This window comes from Buttiauxella sp. 3AFRM03 (assembly GCF_003675305.1).
In the GTDB taxonomy this organism is placed as follows: Bacteria; Pseudomonadota; Gammaproteobacteria; order Enterobacterales; family Enterobacteriaceae; genus Buttiauxella; species Buttiauxella ferragutiae.
Map to the genome: position 1 here is coordinate 341,321 of NZ_CP033076.1, position 16,064 is coordinate 357,384.

Genomic DNA, 16,064 nt, shown 5'->3' on the forward strand with positions numbered 1-16,064 from the left:
TGGTTTTTACGATTAAATGCCGTTGATCTTGTTCAAAGTTTTTTCCATATCCAGTGTTGTTTTCTTATTCAATGGATAGAAATAAATCAATATGACAGCTGAGGCAAATAAGCAGAATGCAGGCAGAAGGTTAGCCATGGTATAAATGCTTTCTTGTACTTCGAGGCTTTGTACTGTTCCACCGGTCGAAGAAGACTGGTAGTTAATTAATGCCAACATGAAGCCGGCAATCCCACCCGCACAAGCTTGCCCGATCTTTCTGGCGAAGAAGTTCACCCCGTAAACGGTACCGTCTTCACGCGTTCCAGTCACATACTGATGATAGTCACAGACATCAGTCATAAATGCCCAGATCATCAAGTTGAACAGGCCAGCGCCCAGGGTTGCCAGGAACAGGAAGACCAAATAGATCTTAGGATCTGTTATGTGGCAAAAATACATAATCAAATACATGGCAACGGAGAACATCAGTGCACAAACGCTGGCTTCTTTCTTGCCAAAACGGCGGGTCAAGAATGATGCAGAAGGTGCCAGTAAAACCAGAGAACCAAAGGTGAACAAGAGGGCGATGGACATGGCCTGTTTATCATGGAAGTAATCGTTAAACAGATAAGTCATGTTGGTTCCGGATAACCCCTGGTTGATCACAATAAGCAGGTCAACCACCACCAGAACGATCAGCGCTTTATTTTTCAGCAGACCTTTCAGCAGCTGTGAAAGGGCCATACTCTCTTTCGCTTCTACACGCACACGCTCTGTGGTTAATTTGCATGTCAGTGTCAGGAAGATGAATGCCAGGCATGCACAGCCAATGGCGATCCAGAAGAAATGCTGTCCAGAAATCACCTGGCTGCCGTCAACCATCGTTTTGTACATCAGGATTGGGATAAAGAACCCTGTTGCGCCGCCACCGATTGCCGAACCCACGCTTCTGTAGGTAGAAAGGGACACGCGATCATCCGGGCTGGAGCTGATAGCCGCAGACATTGCGCCATAAGGAATGTTGATGGTCGATAACAGCGCGCCGTATAAAAAATACGAAACGCAGATATAAATGATTTTACCTGTATAGGATAACTCTTGCGCAAACGGCAGGAATAATACGATTGCAATGGCACAGAATGGATACTTCATTCTGCGAATCCAGGGGTTAAAACGACCTGTTGCTGTCAATTTTGACGTGTCACACATGCGACCGACCGTCACGTCAACAAAAGCGTCAAAAAGTTTTGTGCCAAAATATAATGAACCAACGATGATCCCTGAAACACCAAGGACGTTTGTGTAATAAATCATTAAGAAGCTATTAACTAGCCCTAAAATAAAGCAGGTGCCTAAGTCACCACACATGTAACCAATTTTATCCCTCATACCAAAGGGCTTAATTGCAGCTATTCTTATTTTTTCATCATTTAAAACTTTGGTACTCATAGAGCTAACCCTCTTAATTCTCATGTAATAAAAATATTAAGAATCTATTGCGATTTTGTATACCACTTCCTATTTGTGTCATACAGGTAAGTGATGCTGAGAATAATTGGTATGACATAATTGTTTGTTGTTGGCGGTCACATAAATAAAAAACCTAAGATAATTACTCTGATAACTGTGATTTTATTCACATTGTTATTGCTTGTTTTTTTAAAGTTTATTTTTAAACTTTTTAGGGGCGTGAAAGTGGTTTACCAAATAATTTATTTTTAAATGAATTGTTTATTGTTTTTTAACAGTGGGTTATTTATTATTTTTGGATAATGGCAATTTTTTAATTCGCGAGAATTAGTAATTATTAAGCTGAATTGTCATTGTTAATAATGGAAATGAATTGATTAATCAGTATGTTATGACTTACCATGAACTCGAAATAATCACGGAATGGTAAGAGTTTTGTGAGAGGGCAGGTATTTTAAAAGATGGTGTCTGGAGAGATGTTTACCAGGTAAAATAATTGGTCCAATAACTGTGTTAAGACTCAATGCTATCTTTCAAGGAGCATGCCGAATCAACACTTTGATTGGCGTTAAGCTCTAGTTTTACGAGAATTTACTACATGAATACGATTGATATGGTGGGGTTTATCGGTGGTGCATGTACCACTGTTTCATTTATCCCTCAGGTAGTTTTGGTTCTGAAAAGTAAGTCGACAAAAGATATATCTTTAACAATGTACTCTATTTTTGTGTTTGGTATTTCTCTATGGCTAATGTACGGCATTATGTCTAATGCATTGCCAGTCATCATTCCAAACTTCATTACTTTTATCCTTGCGGGTTCAATTCTTGTCATGAAAATCAGAAATGATATTGTTACAGGAAAGAAGGCATTAAATAGTTAACCCCTGCATTCCGCAATAAAGGGCAGGGAGAACGGTTCTCCCTGCGCTCTAATCTCTCCTAATATTCCCCCACTTAGCATGTTTTTCACATCTGGCTTAGTTCCTGCCACGAATGGGCAAACAGTTCGTCTTTCTCCCGCTCAGTTTGTTTTCCGCTGTGCACCAGCCAAAGAAAATCGTAGTAGGTTGGGTAATGTTCAAGGCCGTTTAGCACCTGGCAGAAGCGATGCGCAGCAATTTCTGAAGTGGCGCACACCGTCGAATAACTGCGGAACGGACCGAGGGAGACATGACAGACTTTCTCAAGCGTTGCCCCAACAGGTTGATGCCGGTGGTGTTCCAGAAAATGGAAAAACTCGTGCGCCAGATGGATATCGATGATTTTACTGAGTGGTAGTTGCAACCCAGATTGTTCGCAGCTGCGTTGTAAACTTTCCAGCGAGGGTTGATACAACGTTACCCGCCGAATGGACTTCACTTCACTGTATTCAAACTGGGCACGGAACTGGACGGTGAAAAACAGGCCATCCCCCTGTTTAAGCTGAATGTCGATGCCATTTTCTGCATACAGATCACGGATGTTTTTTCCGTGAAACTCGCTGGCCGCTTGTTCCCCGGCAGCCAGCGCGTTGTCCAGATAATAGCGGTATTTCGCGGGCGGTATTTTGTTAAATACCGCATCATTACGAAGGTCCAGCCATGCAAGCACTCGATTGAGTTCAACAGGGGTCATGATTGCTCCTATTGCCAGGCCACGGCGATAACTGGCTGCTCTTGTTCCAGCACATCCAACTCCATCTCGATAATCGACAGCATCTGTTCTTTCGTTTGCATGCCAGTGAGATCAAGCATTTTCTCCTTCCAGAACAGGAAGGTTTTGGGGATGGTGGCATTTGCTTCGGAGTAGCGGGTATTATCATCAAGGAATTCTGCAAAGCTTGATGTCACTTCCTGGCGCGTGCACAGTAACCAGTTCGCATTCTCTTTTTTCAGCCGGACGACACCTTCACGGTCAATCATACTCAGGCAGATTTTTTTCTTTTTCATCAGGCCAAAGAAACGCTTATGTTCACTGATGTTTTCAAAAAGATGCCAGCGCCCGGTCTGACAGGCCGGTTTGGTGGTTTCGACAGGCAGATTGATCGACTCAGCTGCAATTTGTTGCAGCTGCTCAAGGGGTAGCGTTTCGTTGAGGTTCTCTTTCTGACGCAGTTCGGTCGCCCCAGTGGCAATCGCTCGCAGCACGTTTTTTTGTTTGTCTATCTCGATGTTGATATCAACAGTGGCTTCATTGGCTCCGGATTTAACAATGCGCTCCATTATTTCGGCGCGAATCTGTTTTATCTCGGCTTCTCCGGGGTTCACGACGCTTTTTTCGATCATTTCCCGCACCATCGCCATGCCCACACCAATGGTGGAAATGTAAGGCGCGTTGTTGGCATTTTTATGCTTCATGGCTGCTTTTTCAGCCATGGCTGGCACCAGCACACAACCGCTGCCACCGCCGCCCACCAGCGTAATGAAATGCCGCTCCAGCTTGTATTCGTTGATCATTTCGTTGACCACCACCATCACTTTATCGATGGCGATATCCAGTGCCTGACGCGCAGCGTCTTCTGCCGAAACACCGAGATGGTCACCCAGCAACTGCCAGGCGATACGGGCGCTATTAATGTTCCCCGCTGCGTAGTCATCTGTCGGAACATAGCCGAGCAAGTTTGCCGCACCAGCCACTGTCAATGCGTAACGTTTGCCTTCGGCACCGTTCACTACGGCATAAGTTTGCGGGTCGCCTGGGCGCGGGCTAATAAAGGTGAGCTGCGGATTTTCACCAAATGCGGATTCAGCAATAAAGCATTCATATTCACAGCCGGCGATGTGTGCGCTGCGTGGGCCAGTCATGGTGATTTTGCCGTTTTCGACCATCATCATACTGCCGCCCGCAACCGCCAGAGTACGCACATCGAGTGAACGCAAGTAGGTGCGATGACCGCCGACCTGGGCATTTTGGATCATCACTTTGCCGTTTTTAATAACCGAGATATCGACGCTGGTTCCACCGACTTCAAAGAATATGCCGTCAGAGACTTTTTCGTACATCAGCGCACCGGCAACCCCGGCAGCCAGGCCAGACAACATGGTGAGGATGGGACGTTTTCGCACTTCGTCAATACTCATCACGCCACCGTCACAGCGCATGATCATCAGCTGCGAGGTAATGCCAGCCTCGATAATTGCCTGTTCGGTCATGTTGGCGGTTTCCAGCATCCGTGGGATCAGGCTGGCATTAACGACGGCAGTGCGGGTACGGGTTTTCAGACCGTACAGCTGGGTAATTTCGTGGCCACCCGTGGCACAAAGCCCCATTTCCGCCGCCACGGCCATCACTCGTAATTCGTTGGTCGGGTCATCAACACTGTAGGCTTCTGAGGCAACAATAACTTCCGCGCCTTGCTCACGCAGCGTTTCAATCGCTGCACGGATGTTGTCATCGCTGAGCTGACGGGTGTCGATATAGGTATTAAAAGTGTGCAGAAACTTACCGTCGGCCAGTGGGATATCGAGGATGTTGGCTTCTTTTTTGGCACTTTTTCCTTCAAGCCCGCTCCCCATGGCGACAATGCCCACTTTCGCGACGTCGCCTTCCAACAGGGCGTTGGTAGCCTGAGTGGTACCGTGGGCGATAAAACTGACTTCCTGTGGCGAAATCCCGTTCTCTGCCAGCACCTCATGAATAATGGTAATAATGCCGTGCGCGACCCCATTAGGATGGTGGTGTGTCGTGGGGATTTTCTTTTTCGCGATCAAGGTAAAGTTGTCGTTATCGATAACTGCAGCGTCGGTAAACGTGCCACCCACATCAATACCAATGCGATATTTTTTGTCCGTCATAACCATTCCTTAAAATCACTCCGGCCAGGGCCGGAGCAGGGTATTAAAAGGCGATATAACCCGCCATCAACATGGAGACCAGCACGGCAGCCATGGCCCACGGCAAGGTCTTACGCATTATTTCGTTTACGTCGACCTTCGCGAAATCAGATGACCAGACGTTATGGGTGTTTGTCGGATCGGAAAGCCCTTGCAGCAGGGTCGCCGAGCGTAACGCCAGCATGGTTGCCAGAGGTGAAAGGCCACCGCCAAGCATCAACACGCCTAAACCGCTGCCCAGACCGTAGCTATTGAGCGGGCCTCGGTACAACGCCAGCGGGCTGAGGATCGAGAAGAACAGAATGTAAGTCAGTGGTGAGGTTGGAATAATCGTTTCAATCAATGGTTTTAAGACCATGCTGACCTGAGGCGCGGTGACCGCGTTCAGTAGAATACCGATGCCAACCATCAGACCAATGGCACCCGCCACGTTCTGAATACCTTCGACCAGGCTGCTGACAAGCACATGCGTCGGGCGTTTTGGCATGGCAAGCAGCAGACATATCACCAGACTCAGAACGATGGCCGGGACCACTTCAATTTTGAATGCAAAGATAATCACCACCGGCACCAGCGGGGAGAGCAACGCCAGGGCATTCACTTGTTTGCGCTTACTGAGTTTTTCGGCAACTGGCATGGACCACGCTTTGCGGACGATCACATCGCGTTTCACCATCCATACCACCATCGCGATATAGATAATGGCTGCTGGAATGGCAAACATAGTTGCGTAGCGGGCCATATCGGCAATCGAAATGCCATATAGATCGTGCATCAGGGCCCAACCACTGACAGAGAACAGGCTACCTAAAGCATGGCAGGCTAACAGGACAATACAGCTGGTGAGCGGTGAAAGCCCGGCAGTGAGCAGAATCGGGATCACAATACTGCCGACCAGGATAACCATTCCTAATCCATCGCTGGAGGAGAAAATCACCGTGCCAATAATGAAAAAGACAATGGCCATCGTCAGTGGTTTATCACCGGAAAGTTCTGCGGCTTTGCGAACTAATGCCTCAGTCACGCCGACTTTTTTCAGGACTTCGCCAAACCATGCGCCAAATATCAAAGCGATAATGGTCGCGCCCAGACGCAAAGAACCCTGGGTCAGCACGTTATTCGCGATGCTAAACGTGGTTTTATCTTCACTAAACAACGGGACGCCTGCAACCAGCGGCATCAGGATCCCCATCAGCGGTAATGCCAAAATCGCCGGCATTTTGCGGGTCATCATCAACCCGGAGAAAACCACAAAAATGGCAAGGATCGCGCCGATCCTTAAAATGTGTAACATGTCCATGTGTTGTCCTCAGAAGTCGAGATAACCCTGTTGCTGACGAATGGCATCCTGTAACTGTTTTGCAGATACCTGATGTACGCTTAACCCTTGTTGTGCTGCCAGTGCTGCTGCAATTCCCCCTGCCTGGCCAATTGCGCCTACGGTTGGAGTGGTGCGGATTGCGGCCTGCGCTTCAAAGGTGGCAGAGATACAGCGCCCGACGACGATGAGGTTGTCGGCTTCCTGGGCTATCAAGCTGCGCCATGGAATGCCGTACATACCGCCGTGGCGTAACTTGCCATGTTCGGTTCCTTCACCATCAGGGCTATGAATATCAATCGGATAGCCAGAGATGGCGATGGTGTCTTCGAATTGTGTTTCGTCGAGCAGATCCTGGGCGGTGAGGTGATAGCAGCCTTTGATTTGGCAGGAGCTGCGCACGCCAACGGACGGGCCGGTTTGCACAACAATAGCCTGTTCGAATCCTGGAACGACGCGTTTCATGAATTTTTCCAGCTCCCGACATTGCTGGCGGCCAACCACTTCAGCCTGGCTCAGACTCCACGGGTCGGTGGCGTCATGGCCGAGAATACGGCTGGTGTTGAAGACAAATTCACCGGGATTGTTGGTTTCAAAAATCAGTACATCTTCACGCGGAATGGTGATTTCACCGGCAGCTTTCGCCGCTGCAAACTCTTTCACAAAACCATGGCAGGCAAGGTGAGTGGCGGTGCGTATATCTTCGGCTTGATAGTCATTGTTGAGAGAAGATATGTTCTCCAGCATATAGGTGCGCAGCTTTTCGCGATCGACGTTGATCATCTTCATGGTCATGGTCATCGGCTGTGATTTGCCGTCAGACTCGCGGCCTTTCACCACCGGCACACCGGTTTTTACCGCCAGCATGGCATCGCCGCTGGCATCAATGAAGATAGCGGCAGCAATTTTCATCAAGCCGGATTTAGTACATACGGTGATGCTATCGAGATGATTTCCCTCGCGTGTGACATCGGCAAGCAAGGCGTGATAAAGCACGGTACCACCAGCCTCCAGCAACATGAGTTCCAGTTCATGTTTCATCGCTTCAGCATCGAACGGGGTATAAGTGGTGGTGAAATGCCCAGGGTCACGGACATGACCGGGGGATTTGTCCTGAGCTTTTAAACGCTCTATCAGCTCATCGGTAATACCGCGAATAACCTGTTTCTCACCTGCGTGAAAAGTCATCATCGGATTAACACCGTTGGTGGTCAGAGAACCACCAAGACAAGCCGTCGCCTCAACGATGAGTGTTTTTGCCCCGGCTCTGGCGGCGGCAATCGCCGCAATGCTTCCTGAGAAGCCACCGCCTACGATGACGACATCAAAATGTTCCATTCTTTATCCTTTTAGTAAACAAGATGTACTGACGGCAATCCTGGTCCTTTACGCGCAACTTGTATACTCTCGCATCGACCTATTGTGAAGGGTGTCGATATTTTTAATAAACAGGCAATGGATTTTGTGATCGCGAAATCATTATTCTTTTAAATGGTGTCATCAGCCCATTTTTAACGGGCTTCTGTCTGATTTGTGAGATGTGACATTGTGTATAGTAAACAAATTAAGTAGGCTGCATTCAGGATAACCAGAGTGGAAATGAGGTTAAGAACGATGAGGCTGGGACTGGATATTGGTGGGACGAAAATTGAAGCCGTGGTACTGAACACGCAGGGTGAGGTGATGTATCGCGAACGCTGCGCCACCGCAAAAGAGAGTTATCAGGACTTTTTCTTAAACGTCGTTAAGGTGATTGAAACGGCCAGTGCCGCAGTTCAAAGCCGTTTGTCGATTGGTCTTGGTATTCCGGGTGCCGTAGACGGCGAGGGTTTGATCAAAAACTCTAATATTCTGGTGCTGAACCAGCAACCTTTTGCACGGGATCTCGAGCAGCATCTGGCGATGCCGGTGGCAGTCACTAATGATGCCAACTGTTTTACGCTTTCCGAGGCGATGGACGGCAGTGGAAAAGGTTATCGCGTGGTGTTCGGCGTAATACTTGGCACCGGTTGCGGTGGCGGGTTGTGTATTGATAACCATCTTATTTCTGGGCCAAATGCCTGCGCCGGTGAATGGGGCCATAACGCTTTGCCTCGCTACGATCCCCGACAGGATGGCGAAGCGATAAAATGTTATTGTGGCCAACTGAACTGCATTGAGAGTTTTATTTCCGGTAGTGGTCTGGAAAGACAGTACACCCAACGATTCACTCATCATGAGAGTGTTCCGGCTATCGTTAAACGATTAGAATCTGCGGACGCTGGTGTGCGGGCGCTATGGGATCAGTATTGTAATCAACTGGCGCGCTCGCTGGCGGGAGTGGTGAATACGCTTGATCCGGATGTCATTGTTTTAGGTGGTGGGGTTTCAAATATCGAGTATTTGTATCCCGACCTTCAACAGCGAGTGGCAGAGTATGTGTTCGGTAAACAGTGCAATACCCCAATAGTGCGGGCTCAACACGGCGACAGCAGTGGTGTTCGAGGTGCGGCATGGTTGGGTGCGCAAATCTCAGTGCCAAAAGTCATGGCATAGCGAAGATCAATGAAAGAGAGCGAAATGACAAAACCTGTAAGGATACGCGACATTGCCCAGGCCTGTGGCGTGTCTCTCGGGGCCGTATCCCGCGCCTTGAAAGGGCAGCCGGGGCTACGTGAGGAAACACGGTTGCGCATTATTTCAGCTGCTCAGCAGCAGGGATATGATTTTTCCCGTTTGCGCAGCGACAAAATCAAGCGTGTTCTTTTCTTGTTGCACCGACAACACAACATCAGCCGCGCATTGCCATTTTATTCGCAGCTGCTGTTGGGAATTGAAGATCTGTGCCGCGATCAGGGTATTGCATTGAGTTTTCTCTCCATCGGACCTGGTGATGCAGTGAGTGAACAGGCGATGCTGCATCAGCCAGATGCTCTAATCTGTGCGGGTTTTTTCGAACCTGAATTGCTGGGGCTACTCCAGCAAATGAAACTACCGATGGTGCTGGTTGATTTATGGGCGCCAGGTTTACCCTGTGTTAACCCGGATAACACACAGGGCGGATATCTGGCGACCCGTCATTTGATTGAACAGGGGCGTAAAGGCATCGCTTTTCTCGCCAGCACACTGTCGCATTACAGTATTCGCCAGCGTGAAAAAGGCTACCGACAGGCATTGTATGAAGCGCGTTTACTGATGCCGCCAGAATACGAAGCGATCGCTTCACCTTCTCTGGATACCGAACAAGCGCTGGTGGATGCCGTAAACGATTTGCTCGATTTACCCGAACCTCCCGATGCCATTTTTGCTTATAACGATGCGGCAGCACTTGTGGTGCTACAGGTTTGCGCACAACGAGGCTTGCGGGTCCCGCAGGATGTCGCACTGGTAGGCTTTGATGATATCGATTCTGCGGCCTGGTCGAACCCACCTTTGACGACTATCGCAGTAGACAAACAACAACTAGGGCGCGAGGCGCTGGCGCTGTTGTTAGAAGACACTCAGGAAGAAAATAAGCTATTGCCGGTGAGTTTAATTAAACGTAGTAGTTCCGGGGGGTAAAAACGCCTCTGGCAGTAGCGAAACCAGGACCAGACGCTGTGGAAACCGTGACATAACGGCGTTGGTCACGGTTTTGATTTCGTGGCTAATGTACGATGGCAAGATGATGAAAACATAGCGTCGTGCGGCGTTGCCTGTCAGAGTTTTTAATGAACAGTTTTGATTTGTCCTTTCTGAAATTCCTTCAGGAACACAGCCCGGTTTATGTAGAGGATGCCGTCCAGCATTTTGGTAAAACGCTCTCTACACTGAAACGCACGATGAAAGAAATCAACGATCAGCTTGATCCCGCTTTTCATCTGCATATTGAAAATCAATCGATTTTCACCGCGATGGGCTATCGTGAGTACGTGTCATTTCTCGAAAATATTCACTTCAACCGATATCTCACCAGCCCGGAAGAGCGGGTGCGTGATTTAACCGTGGCACTGTGTTTGCAGGACATCGTCAATAAAAGTGATTACTACCAGAAATTCCACGTAAGCCCAGGCACCCTGAAAAATGATAATCAGGCGCTGGCGATGTTTCTCCAGGCTAATAAACTTGCAGTACAAAGTGTTCACCGGCAAGGTTCCCGGCTGCAAGGGGATGAGATCTCACTGCGTATCGCCATTTGTCTCACCATTCTTAAAACCATTGAGATTGGTGAAGATAACCACCTGGTTCAACACTCCGCCAACGAACCCATTAACCGCTCAATCGCCTGTCAGTTTTTGCAGCATTGCGAGAAGGAAATCCGTGAAGCTGCGGACATTTACCGTCAACGAATCGCGCCACGCCTGACCTTGGGCTATAACGGCAAAAAATACTTTCTGGTGTATATGAGCATTGCCTTACAGCGCACCGGCCGTGGCCATGTGATTACCGACACCCATGCACTGGATTTTGTCACGGCGATGGATTTCGGCCTGCTGGTACCGCCTGCTGAAAACCGTTTTCTCAATTTGTTGCTTTCTTCGTTGTCGTTCACCTGGCGGCCATTCACCCTCTATGATGTACCGCTTATCGACAAGGTACGGCGCTTTAGCCTGGCGATTGCACCTTTTCTTCAGGCGACGGTTAATAACCAGCAAGCCTGGTTCGGTGAGGTCTATCAGTTTATTTATACCGCCATCGTGCAGAATAAATTCAATCTGTGGTTTGACGATAAGAAACTGCACCATGTTCGCGATCGCTATCCGGCGCTGTATCAGGGTGTCTGTGTGGAAGTTCGGGAAATTGAGCAAGAGTGGGCGGTGAATTTTTCACCGGTGCATATTGCGACGCTGGTGCTGATCCTCAAAAAGTACGAGTTGCAGAATCGCCTGCATGATGAGGCGAAAAAGAGGGTGGTGATCGTCACCAACTCATCAGAAAGTAAAGTCGGCTATTTTAAAGAAGTGCTGAAGTCATGGTTTCATATCGACATTGTTGCAAGCGTGAACATTAACGAAATACATCAGTTGCAGGCTATCCCTTTCGATTTGCTGTTAACCTTCACCAATAAGATCTCCAGTTATCTGCGTTATTATCAGTTCGATTACGTCAAAGTGAGTTTCCATCTGACACAAGAAGATATCTCCACGTTGCGTCAGATGGGGCTTTCACGGGCGAAGAAAAAAATCGCCATTGAGACTTTTATTGAAGAGAGCAGGAACCTGGCGGATAGCGAGCTACGGCAGTATCTTGAAACTCGCTATCCTGAAATTTTTATCTGACCTTTATCAGCGAACGGGTAACGGTTGACGGACTCCGCGACACCATACATCAGTCAGATTTAATTCATGGTCAAGGCAGAGAATATCTGCGTCTTTCCCCACCGCCAGGCTGCCTTTCCTCGATGCCACGCCAGCCAATACAGCGGGGTTGTGACAGGCAATTTGCGCCACAGATTCCAGGCCTTTTTCCAGTCGTCCGACAATATTCTTCACCGAATCGAGGAAATTCATTTCCAGCCCGGACACCACTGGCCAGTCATCCGGTGAGACACGTTGGCACTCGCCATTCTGCGCGGTGATTTCCAGTTGCCCCTGGCGAATGCGAAACGTTTGCTGGCGCAGGTAGTGATGAAATTCATAACCTTCCGGAAAATCGGCATAGCCCATGCAATCACTCATTAATACCAGCCGTCGATCCCCTTTCAGGCGATAGAGAATGTCAAAAGCCTGGGGTTTAATGGTGATGCCACTTTGTTTCGCCACTTCTGCATACACATCCGGGTAATACATCAGCGCACCCACGACGCCCAATTCGCGGTGATGAAAACCGCGCATCGCGCTGAATGCATGGGTAAAGTGCATCAGACCGGCGTCGATGGCCTCGGTTATCTGGTCAAACGTGGCATCGGTATGTCCGGCAGAAACCGTAATCCCTTTACTGTGTAAATGACGGATAAAGGGCAGGGAGCCTTCCAGTTCCGGTGCCAGCGTCACCAGCCGGATGTGTCCTTTTGCCAGCGCATTAAATTGCTCGAAACCTTCAATAGACGGGGACTGCAGGCAATCAGCCCGCTGCATCCCCAGATGTTTCGGGCTAATCCATGGCCCTTCCATATGTACACCGAGGACTTCCGCCCCGTCCGCTGGCGTTGCTGCTTCCAGATAATTTGCAGCGGCGGCGACGGATGATTTCAGAAAGTCGTCCGGCATGGTGCCGGATGTCGCCAGATAAGCAGTGACACCGCTACTGACTAAATCACGGCTCATGTTGACCAACGAAGCATGGTCGCCTTTATAAGCGAAAGACCCGCGCCCCCAGCCATGCACATGGATATCGACAAATCCGGGCATCAGGTAACGGCTACCATAATCAGTGGCCGCGCCGGACCAGCACTCCTCAATGCCAATGATCGTGCCGTTTTCAATCAGCAAGTAACCAGCACGAATGCCGTCTGCTGTCACAATATTCGCTGATTTCAGAGCCGTGACGTCACGCATGGTTCACTCCTTTCTGGCAAAAACGGTGTTAGCCAGTTCTTCTGCCAACACGGCGCAAAGCCCGGTATAGGCGGCCGGATCAAGTAAATCGCGGATTTCATCATCACTGAAGTTGTCGCGGATCTCCGGCTCGTTACGCAGCACACTGGCGTAATCCAGCCCTTCATGGGTGCTGCGCATCGCCATTGAGTACACCAGTTCATGCGCCGGATCTTTCCCTAACCGTTCGACCAGACTCATCATGATTTTTTCACTGTTGATAAGACCGTGCGTCAGCATCACGTTTTGCTGCATACGGGATTTATCGATGATCAGTGTGCGGGTCAGCTCTTCAGCGCGCAGCACGATTTCTGCCATCAACTCCATGCTTTCTTGCAGGTTGGCATCAAAGATGAAATAGGCAGAACTGTCGGCCTCAAACGGGCGCGGGCAGACGTACAACGACGATGTCATCACCGCGTACAATCGCTGGGCATTGGCTATGATTCCCTTCGCCAGTTTCGGGTTCACTTTTTGCGGCATGGTGCTGCTACCGACCGTGCCTTTGGCAAACGCCTCAGATACTTCACCAAATTCCTCGCTGGAGGTCTGATAAACCTCCTCGGCAATTTTGTGGAAGGTGGTCGCCAGCAGGCATAAATTGCTGATGTACTCGGCACGATAAACCCGTGCATTACGGGATGGCACGCGCATTGGGTACATATTCAATGCTTGTGCGACCAGATCCTGTACCTGCCGCCCAGGTTCTCCGGTGGCGTGAAACGCGCCTACTGCGCCGCCCATCATCACGGTAAAGACTCGTTTTTCCGCTTCCTGCATCCGTTCAACGGCACCCAGAAGCTCGTAAATCCACACCGACACTTTATAACCGTAGGTAATGGGCAGGGCATGTTTACCGTGGGTACGGCCCGCCATCAGGGTGTCTTTATGTTGCAGGGCCAGTCTCGCCAGGTTCTCAAGCGTGGCATCGACAAAGCTCATTAGTTGCTGGTGGAATTGCTTCACCAGATAGAGATGCGCGGTTTGCTGGATGTTTTGTGTTGTCACCCCGTAATGCACATATTTGCCGCTTTCTTCGTCGCAGGCTTTAACCAGCACTTTAATCACTGGCACAAACCCGTGGCCTATCTCCCGCAACAGGCGTTCAACTTCTGCCAGATCGATACGGTCAAGCTGGCAGTTTTCGGCGATATTTTTTGCCGCAGCAGCAGGAATAATGCCGACTTTAGCCTGTGCCGTCGCCAGCGCTGCTTCCACATCAAGCCAGGACTGAACCCGCGCTTCGTGGGTGAACAAGGCTTTCATTCCTTTGTCATCAATGGTTTTACTTTTTGAATCATAAAGTGCGCGCATGGTTATCTCTCCTGTTTGGCCATGGCATCGTCCACCGCGTTGCGGACGAACTCAACGTGGGGGCCAAATACAACATGAATATGGTTACTGGACGGAATAAAGGTTCCCAACGAGCCTGCTTCTTTCAGAATCGCCATATCCAGTTTCTTTTGATCGGCAAGGTCGATACGCAAGCGTGAAACACAGTTCTCAACGCGTTTAATATTACTTTTGCCGCCGAGGCCTTCCACTACCAGCGCCGCGACTTTGTCATACTCTTTATTGTTCAAGAGGGTGCTGTCGCCCATGTCACTTTCGCGACCCGGCGTTTTAATGTCGAACTTGCGGATGGCGAAACGGAAGACAAAGTAGAACACCACAAAGTTCACGATGCCGAGGATAACGAGATTGAGCCACTGAGTGTGTTCATACATCAGCCCAAAGATGCCAAAGTCAAAAATAGTGCCACGAATATAGCCGACGGAAACATCCAGTATCTGTAGTGGGATTGTCAGCAGGCCACACAAGATGGCGTAAACAATAAACAGCTTAGGCGCAATAAACAGGAACGAGAATTCCAGTGGTTCGGTGACATTGCCAAGTACAGCGGTTAATACCACAGTCAGGATCATGCCTTTGGCGAACTTTCTGTTTTTCACGTAGGCCATGTGGTACATCGCCAGACCAATAGCCGGAACACGGAATAACGTGGTCAGCATTTGTGACGACGCCAGATAGCTGGTCAGGGTTGGCATATATTCTTTCCATGCCGGATGATTCGGGCCTAACTCAAAAAGAATTTTGTTCATTGCCGGTAAAATACCGACATAAGTTTGCCCATCAATTAAGTAAGTGCCACCCGCCGCAGTAAAACGAACCGTAGAACTTAAAACATGGTGTAAGCCGAAGGGGATTAATAGACGGTTGAGGGTCATATAGATCCCGGCACCAATATTTGGCGCCATCAGAACAGTCGAAAGGCTGTTCATTCCGGCGGTAAACAGATCCCAGATAAAGGGAATAAGCAGGCCGACGGGAATAGTAAAAGCAATAGATAAAATGGCGACGGATTTTTTACCGCTGAAAAAGGCAAAAGCCAGCGGTAACTGCAAACGGTAATATTTGTCGGTCACTTTTGCTGCCAGTAAACCAGCGATAATGCCGCCCAGCGCCTCAATCTTCAGCGTCTGGATCCCCAACACCATGCCTTGCCCGACCAGCGATAAATCTCCTTTCGCCAGTTGTCCGGCCAGTTTTAAGTGCACGTGCATCGAAATTAACAGTGTTAGATAGGCCACCACGGAGGCAAATACGGCGATGCCTTTTTCTTTTTTCGACATTCCATAAGCGACCCCCATCGCAAAGAGTAAGGGGATATTCTGGAATACCACACTGCTGATTAAACCCAGCGATGAGAGCAGATCTTTAAAAATGGCGTTACCTAATAAAGGTAACTTTTCAATCATATAATTCTGGCCCAGCGCGCTACAAATGCCCATAACCATGCCGACAGGTGCCAGCACAGCAATAGGTAATAGCAACGACCGTCCGAACGTTTGTATTTCATTCTTAAAATTGGCGTTCATAGACCCGTCCTGAAGTGTTGTCTCCGGGATATAAGACACGCTATCGGCAGGAGTGAGCAAGGCCAAAAACTGGGCTGCCTCAGGCGCAGGATTTGCCCCTAAAATAG

General features: G+C 49.1%; 12 protein-coding genes. 4 read left to right on the forward strand and 8 right to left on the reverse strand.

Translation table 11 applies throughout. From position 1 onward, the window contains the following. Positions 1-12: 12 nt before the first annotated feature. Positions 13-1,431, reverse strand: coding sequence for an MFS transporter (locus D8682_RS02800; protein WP_064546757.1), 1,419 nt, complete (start codon positions 1,429-1,431; stop codon positions 13-15). Positions 1,432-2,050: 619 nt separating this feature from the next. Here D8682_RS02800 and D8682_RS02805 point away from each other — a divergent pair. Then, a complete protein-coding gene (locus tag D8682_RS02805; protein ID WP_064546755.1) occupies positions 2,051-2,335 on the forward strand; it encodes a SemiSWEET transporter in 285 nt (94 codons plus the stop codon). An 85-nt stretch (positions 2,336-2,420) separates the two neighbouring features. On the opposite strand, the gene D8682_RS02810 is transcribed toward D8682_RS02805, so the two are convergent. Genes D8682_RS02810 through D8682_RS02825 form a run of 4 tightly spaced genes read right to left on the reverse strand, consistent with a single transcriptional unit; the run spans position 2,421 to position 7,922 of the window. Further along, positions 2,421-3,068 carry a hypothetical protein gene (locus D8682_RS02810; RefSeq protein WP_064546753.1) on the reverse strand — a complete coding sequence of 216 codons (648 nt, stop codon included), beginning with the start codon at positions 3,066-3,068 and terminating at the stop codon, positions 2,421-2,423. A gap of 8 nt (positions 3,069-3,076) precedes the next feature. Beyond that, a complete protein-coding gene (locus D8682_RS02815; RefSeq protein WP_121813479.1) occupies positions 3,077-5,227 on the reverse strand; it encodes a hydantoinase/oxoprolinase family protein in 2,151 nt (716 codons plus the stop codon). Between the two features lie 43 nt (positions 5,228-5,270). Beyond that, positions 5,271-6,566, reverse strand: a complete 1,296-nt coding sequence (locus tag D8682_RS02820) for a Na+/H+ antiporter NhaC family protein (protein WP_202914368.1) — start codon at positions 6,564-6,566, stop codon at positions 5,271-5,273. Positions 6,567-6,575: 9 nt separating this feature from the next. Further along, positions 6,576-7,922 carry an FAD-dependent oxidoreductase gene (locus D8682_RS02825; RefSeq protein WP_064546748.1) on the reverse strand — a complete coding sequence of 449 codons (1,347 nt, stop codon included), beginning with the start codon at positions 7,920-7,922 and terminating at the stop codon, positions 6,576-6,578. Between the two features lie 276 nt (positions 7,923-8,198). On the opposite strand from D8682_RS02825, the gene D8682_RS02830 reads away from it, so the two are divergent. The 3 genes from D8682_RS02830 to D8682_RS02840 all read left to right on the forward strand — a co-directional run bounded on the left by D8682_RS02830 (position 8,199) and on the right by D8682_RS02840 (position 11,821). Beyond that, positions 8,199-9,119, forward strand: a complete 921-nt coding sequence (locus D8682_RS02830) for an ROK family protein (RefSeq protein WP_121813480.1) — start codon at positions 8,199-8,201, stop codon at positions 9,117-9,119. A 24-nt stretch (positions 9,120-9,143) separates the two neighbouring features. Next, positions 9,144-10,124 carry a LacI family DNA-binding transcriptional regulator gene (locus D8682_RS02835; protein WP_064546939.1) on the forward strand — a complete coding sequence of 327 codons (981 nt, stop codon included), beginning with the start codon at positions 9,144-9,146 and terminating at the stop codon, positions 10,122-10,124. Between the two features lie 122 nt (positions 10,125-10,246). After that, positions 10,247-11,821 (forward strand): helix-turn-helix domain-containing protein, encoded by a 1,575-nt coding sequence (locus tag D8682_RS02840; RefSeq protein ID WP_255424160.1) that lies wholly within the window; start codon positions 10,247-10,249, stop codon positions 11,819-11,821. Between the two features lie 6 nt (positions 11,822-11,827). Here the strand turns inward: D8682_RS02840 and nagA are convergent, their stop codons facing one another. Genes nagA through D8682_RS02855 form a run of 3 tightly spaced genes read right to left on the reverse strand, consistent with a single transcriptional unit; the run spans position 11,828 to position 15,957 of the window. Further along, on the reverse strand, positions 11,828-13,039 hold the full coding sequence (gene nagA, locus D8682_RS02845; RefSeq protein WP_064546743.1) for an N-acetylglucosamine-6-phosphate deacetylase: 1,212 nt from the start codon (positions 13,037-13,039) through the stop codon (positions 11,828-11,830). A gap of 3 nt (positions 13,040-13,042) precedes the next feature. Next, the gene (locus tag D8682_RS02850) at positions 13,043-14,392 is read right to left on the reverse strand and encodes an adenylosuccinate lyase family protein (protein WP_121813482.1); all 1,350 of its coding nucleotides are present in this window, start codon (positions 14,390-14,392) and stop codon (positions 13,043-13,045) included. Between the two features lie 2 nt (positions 14,393-14,394). Next, positions 14,395-15,957 (reverse strand): PTS transporter subunit EIIC, encoded by a 1,563-nt coding sequence (locus D8682_RS02855; protein ID WP_121813483.1) that lies wholly within the window; start codon positions 15,955-15,957, stop codon positions 14,395-14,397. Positions 15,958-16,064 lie beyond the last annotated feature (107 nt).

Bases quoted from the DNA above. Each gene is read 5' to 3' on its own strand.
- D8682_RS02800 (WP_064546757.1), bottom strand. From the start codon at position 1,431: ATGAGTACCAAAGTTTTAAATGATGAAAAAATAAGAATAGCTGCAATT.
- D8682_RS02805 (WP_064546755.1), top strand. From the start codon at position 2,051: ATGAATACGATTGATATGGTGGGGTTTATCGGTGGTGCATGTACCACT.
- D8682_RS02810 (WP_064546753.1), bottom strand. From the start codon at position 3,068: ATGACCCCTGTTGAACTCAATCGAGTGCTTGCATGGCTGGACCTTCGT.
- D8682_RS02815 (WP_121813479.1), bottom strand. From the start codon at position 5,227: ATGACGGACAAAAAATATCGCATTGGTATTGATGTGGGTGGCACGTTT.
- D8682_RS02820 (WP_202914368.1), bottom strand. From the start codon at position 6,566: ATGGACATGTTACACATTTTAAGGATCGGCGCGATCCTTGCCATTTTT.
- D8682_RS02825 (WP_064546748.1), bottom strand. From the start codon at position 7,922: ATGGAACATTTTGATGTCGTCATCGTAGGCGGTGGCTTCTCAGGAAGC.
- D8682_RS02830 (WP_121813480.1), top strand. From the start codon at position 8,199: ATGAGGCTGGGACTGGATATTGGTGGGACGAAAATTGAAGCCGTGGTA.
- D8682_RS02835 (WP_064546939.1), top strand. From the start codon at position 9,144: ATGACAAAACCTGTAAGGATACGCGACATTGCCCAGGCCTGTGGCGTG.
- nagA (WP_064546743.1), bottom strand. From the start codon at position 13,039: ATGCGTGACGTCACGGCTCTGAAATCAGCGAATATTGTGACAGCAGAC.
- D8682_RS02850 (WP_121813482.1), bottom strand. From the start codon at position 14,392: ATGCGCGCACTTTATGATTCAAAAAGTAAAACCATTGATGACAAAGGA.
- D8682_RS02855 (WP_121813483.1), bottom strand. From the start codon at position 15,957: ATGAACGCCAATTTTAAGAATGAAATACAAACGTTCGGACGGTCGTTG.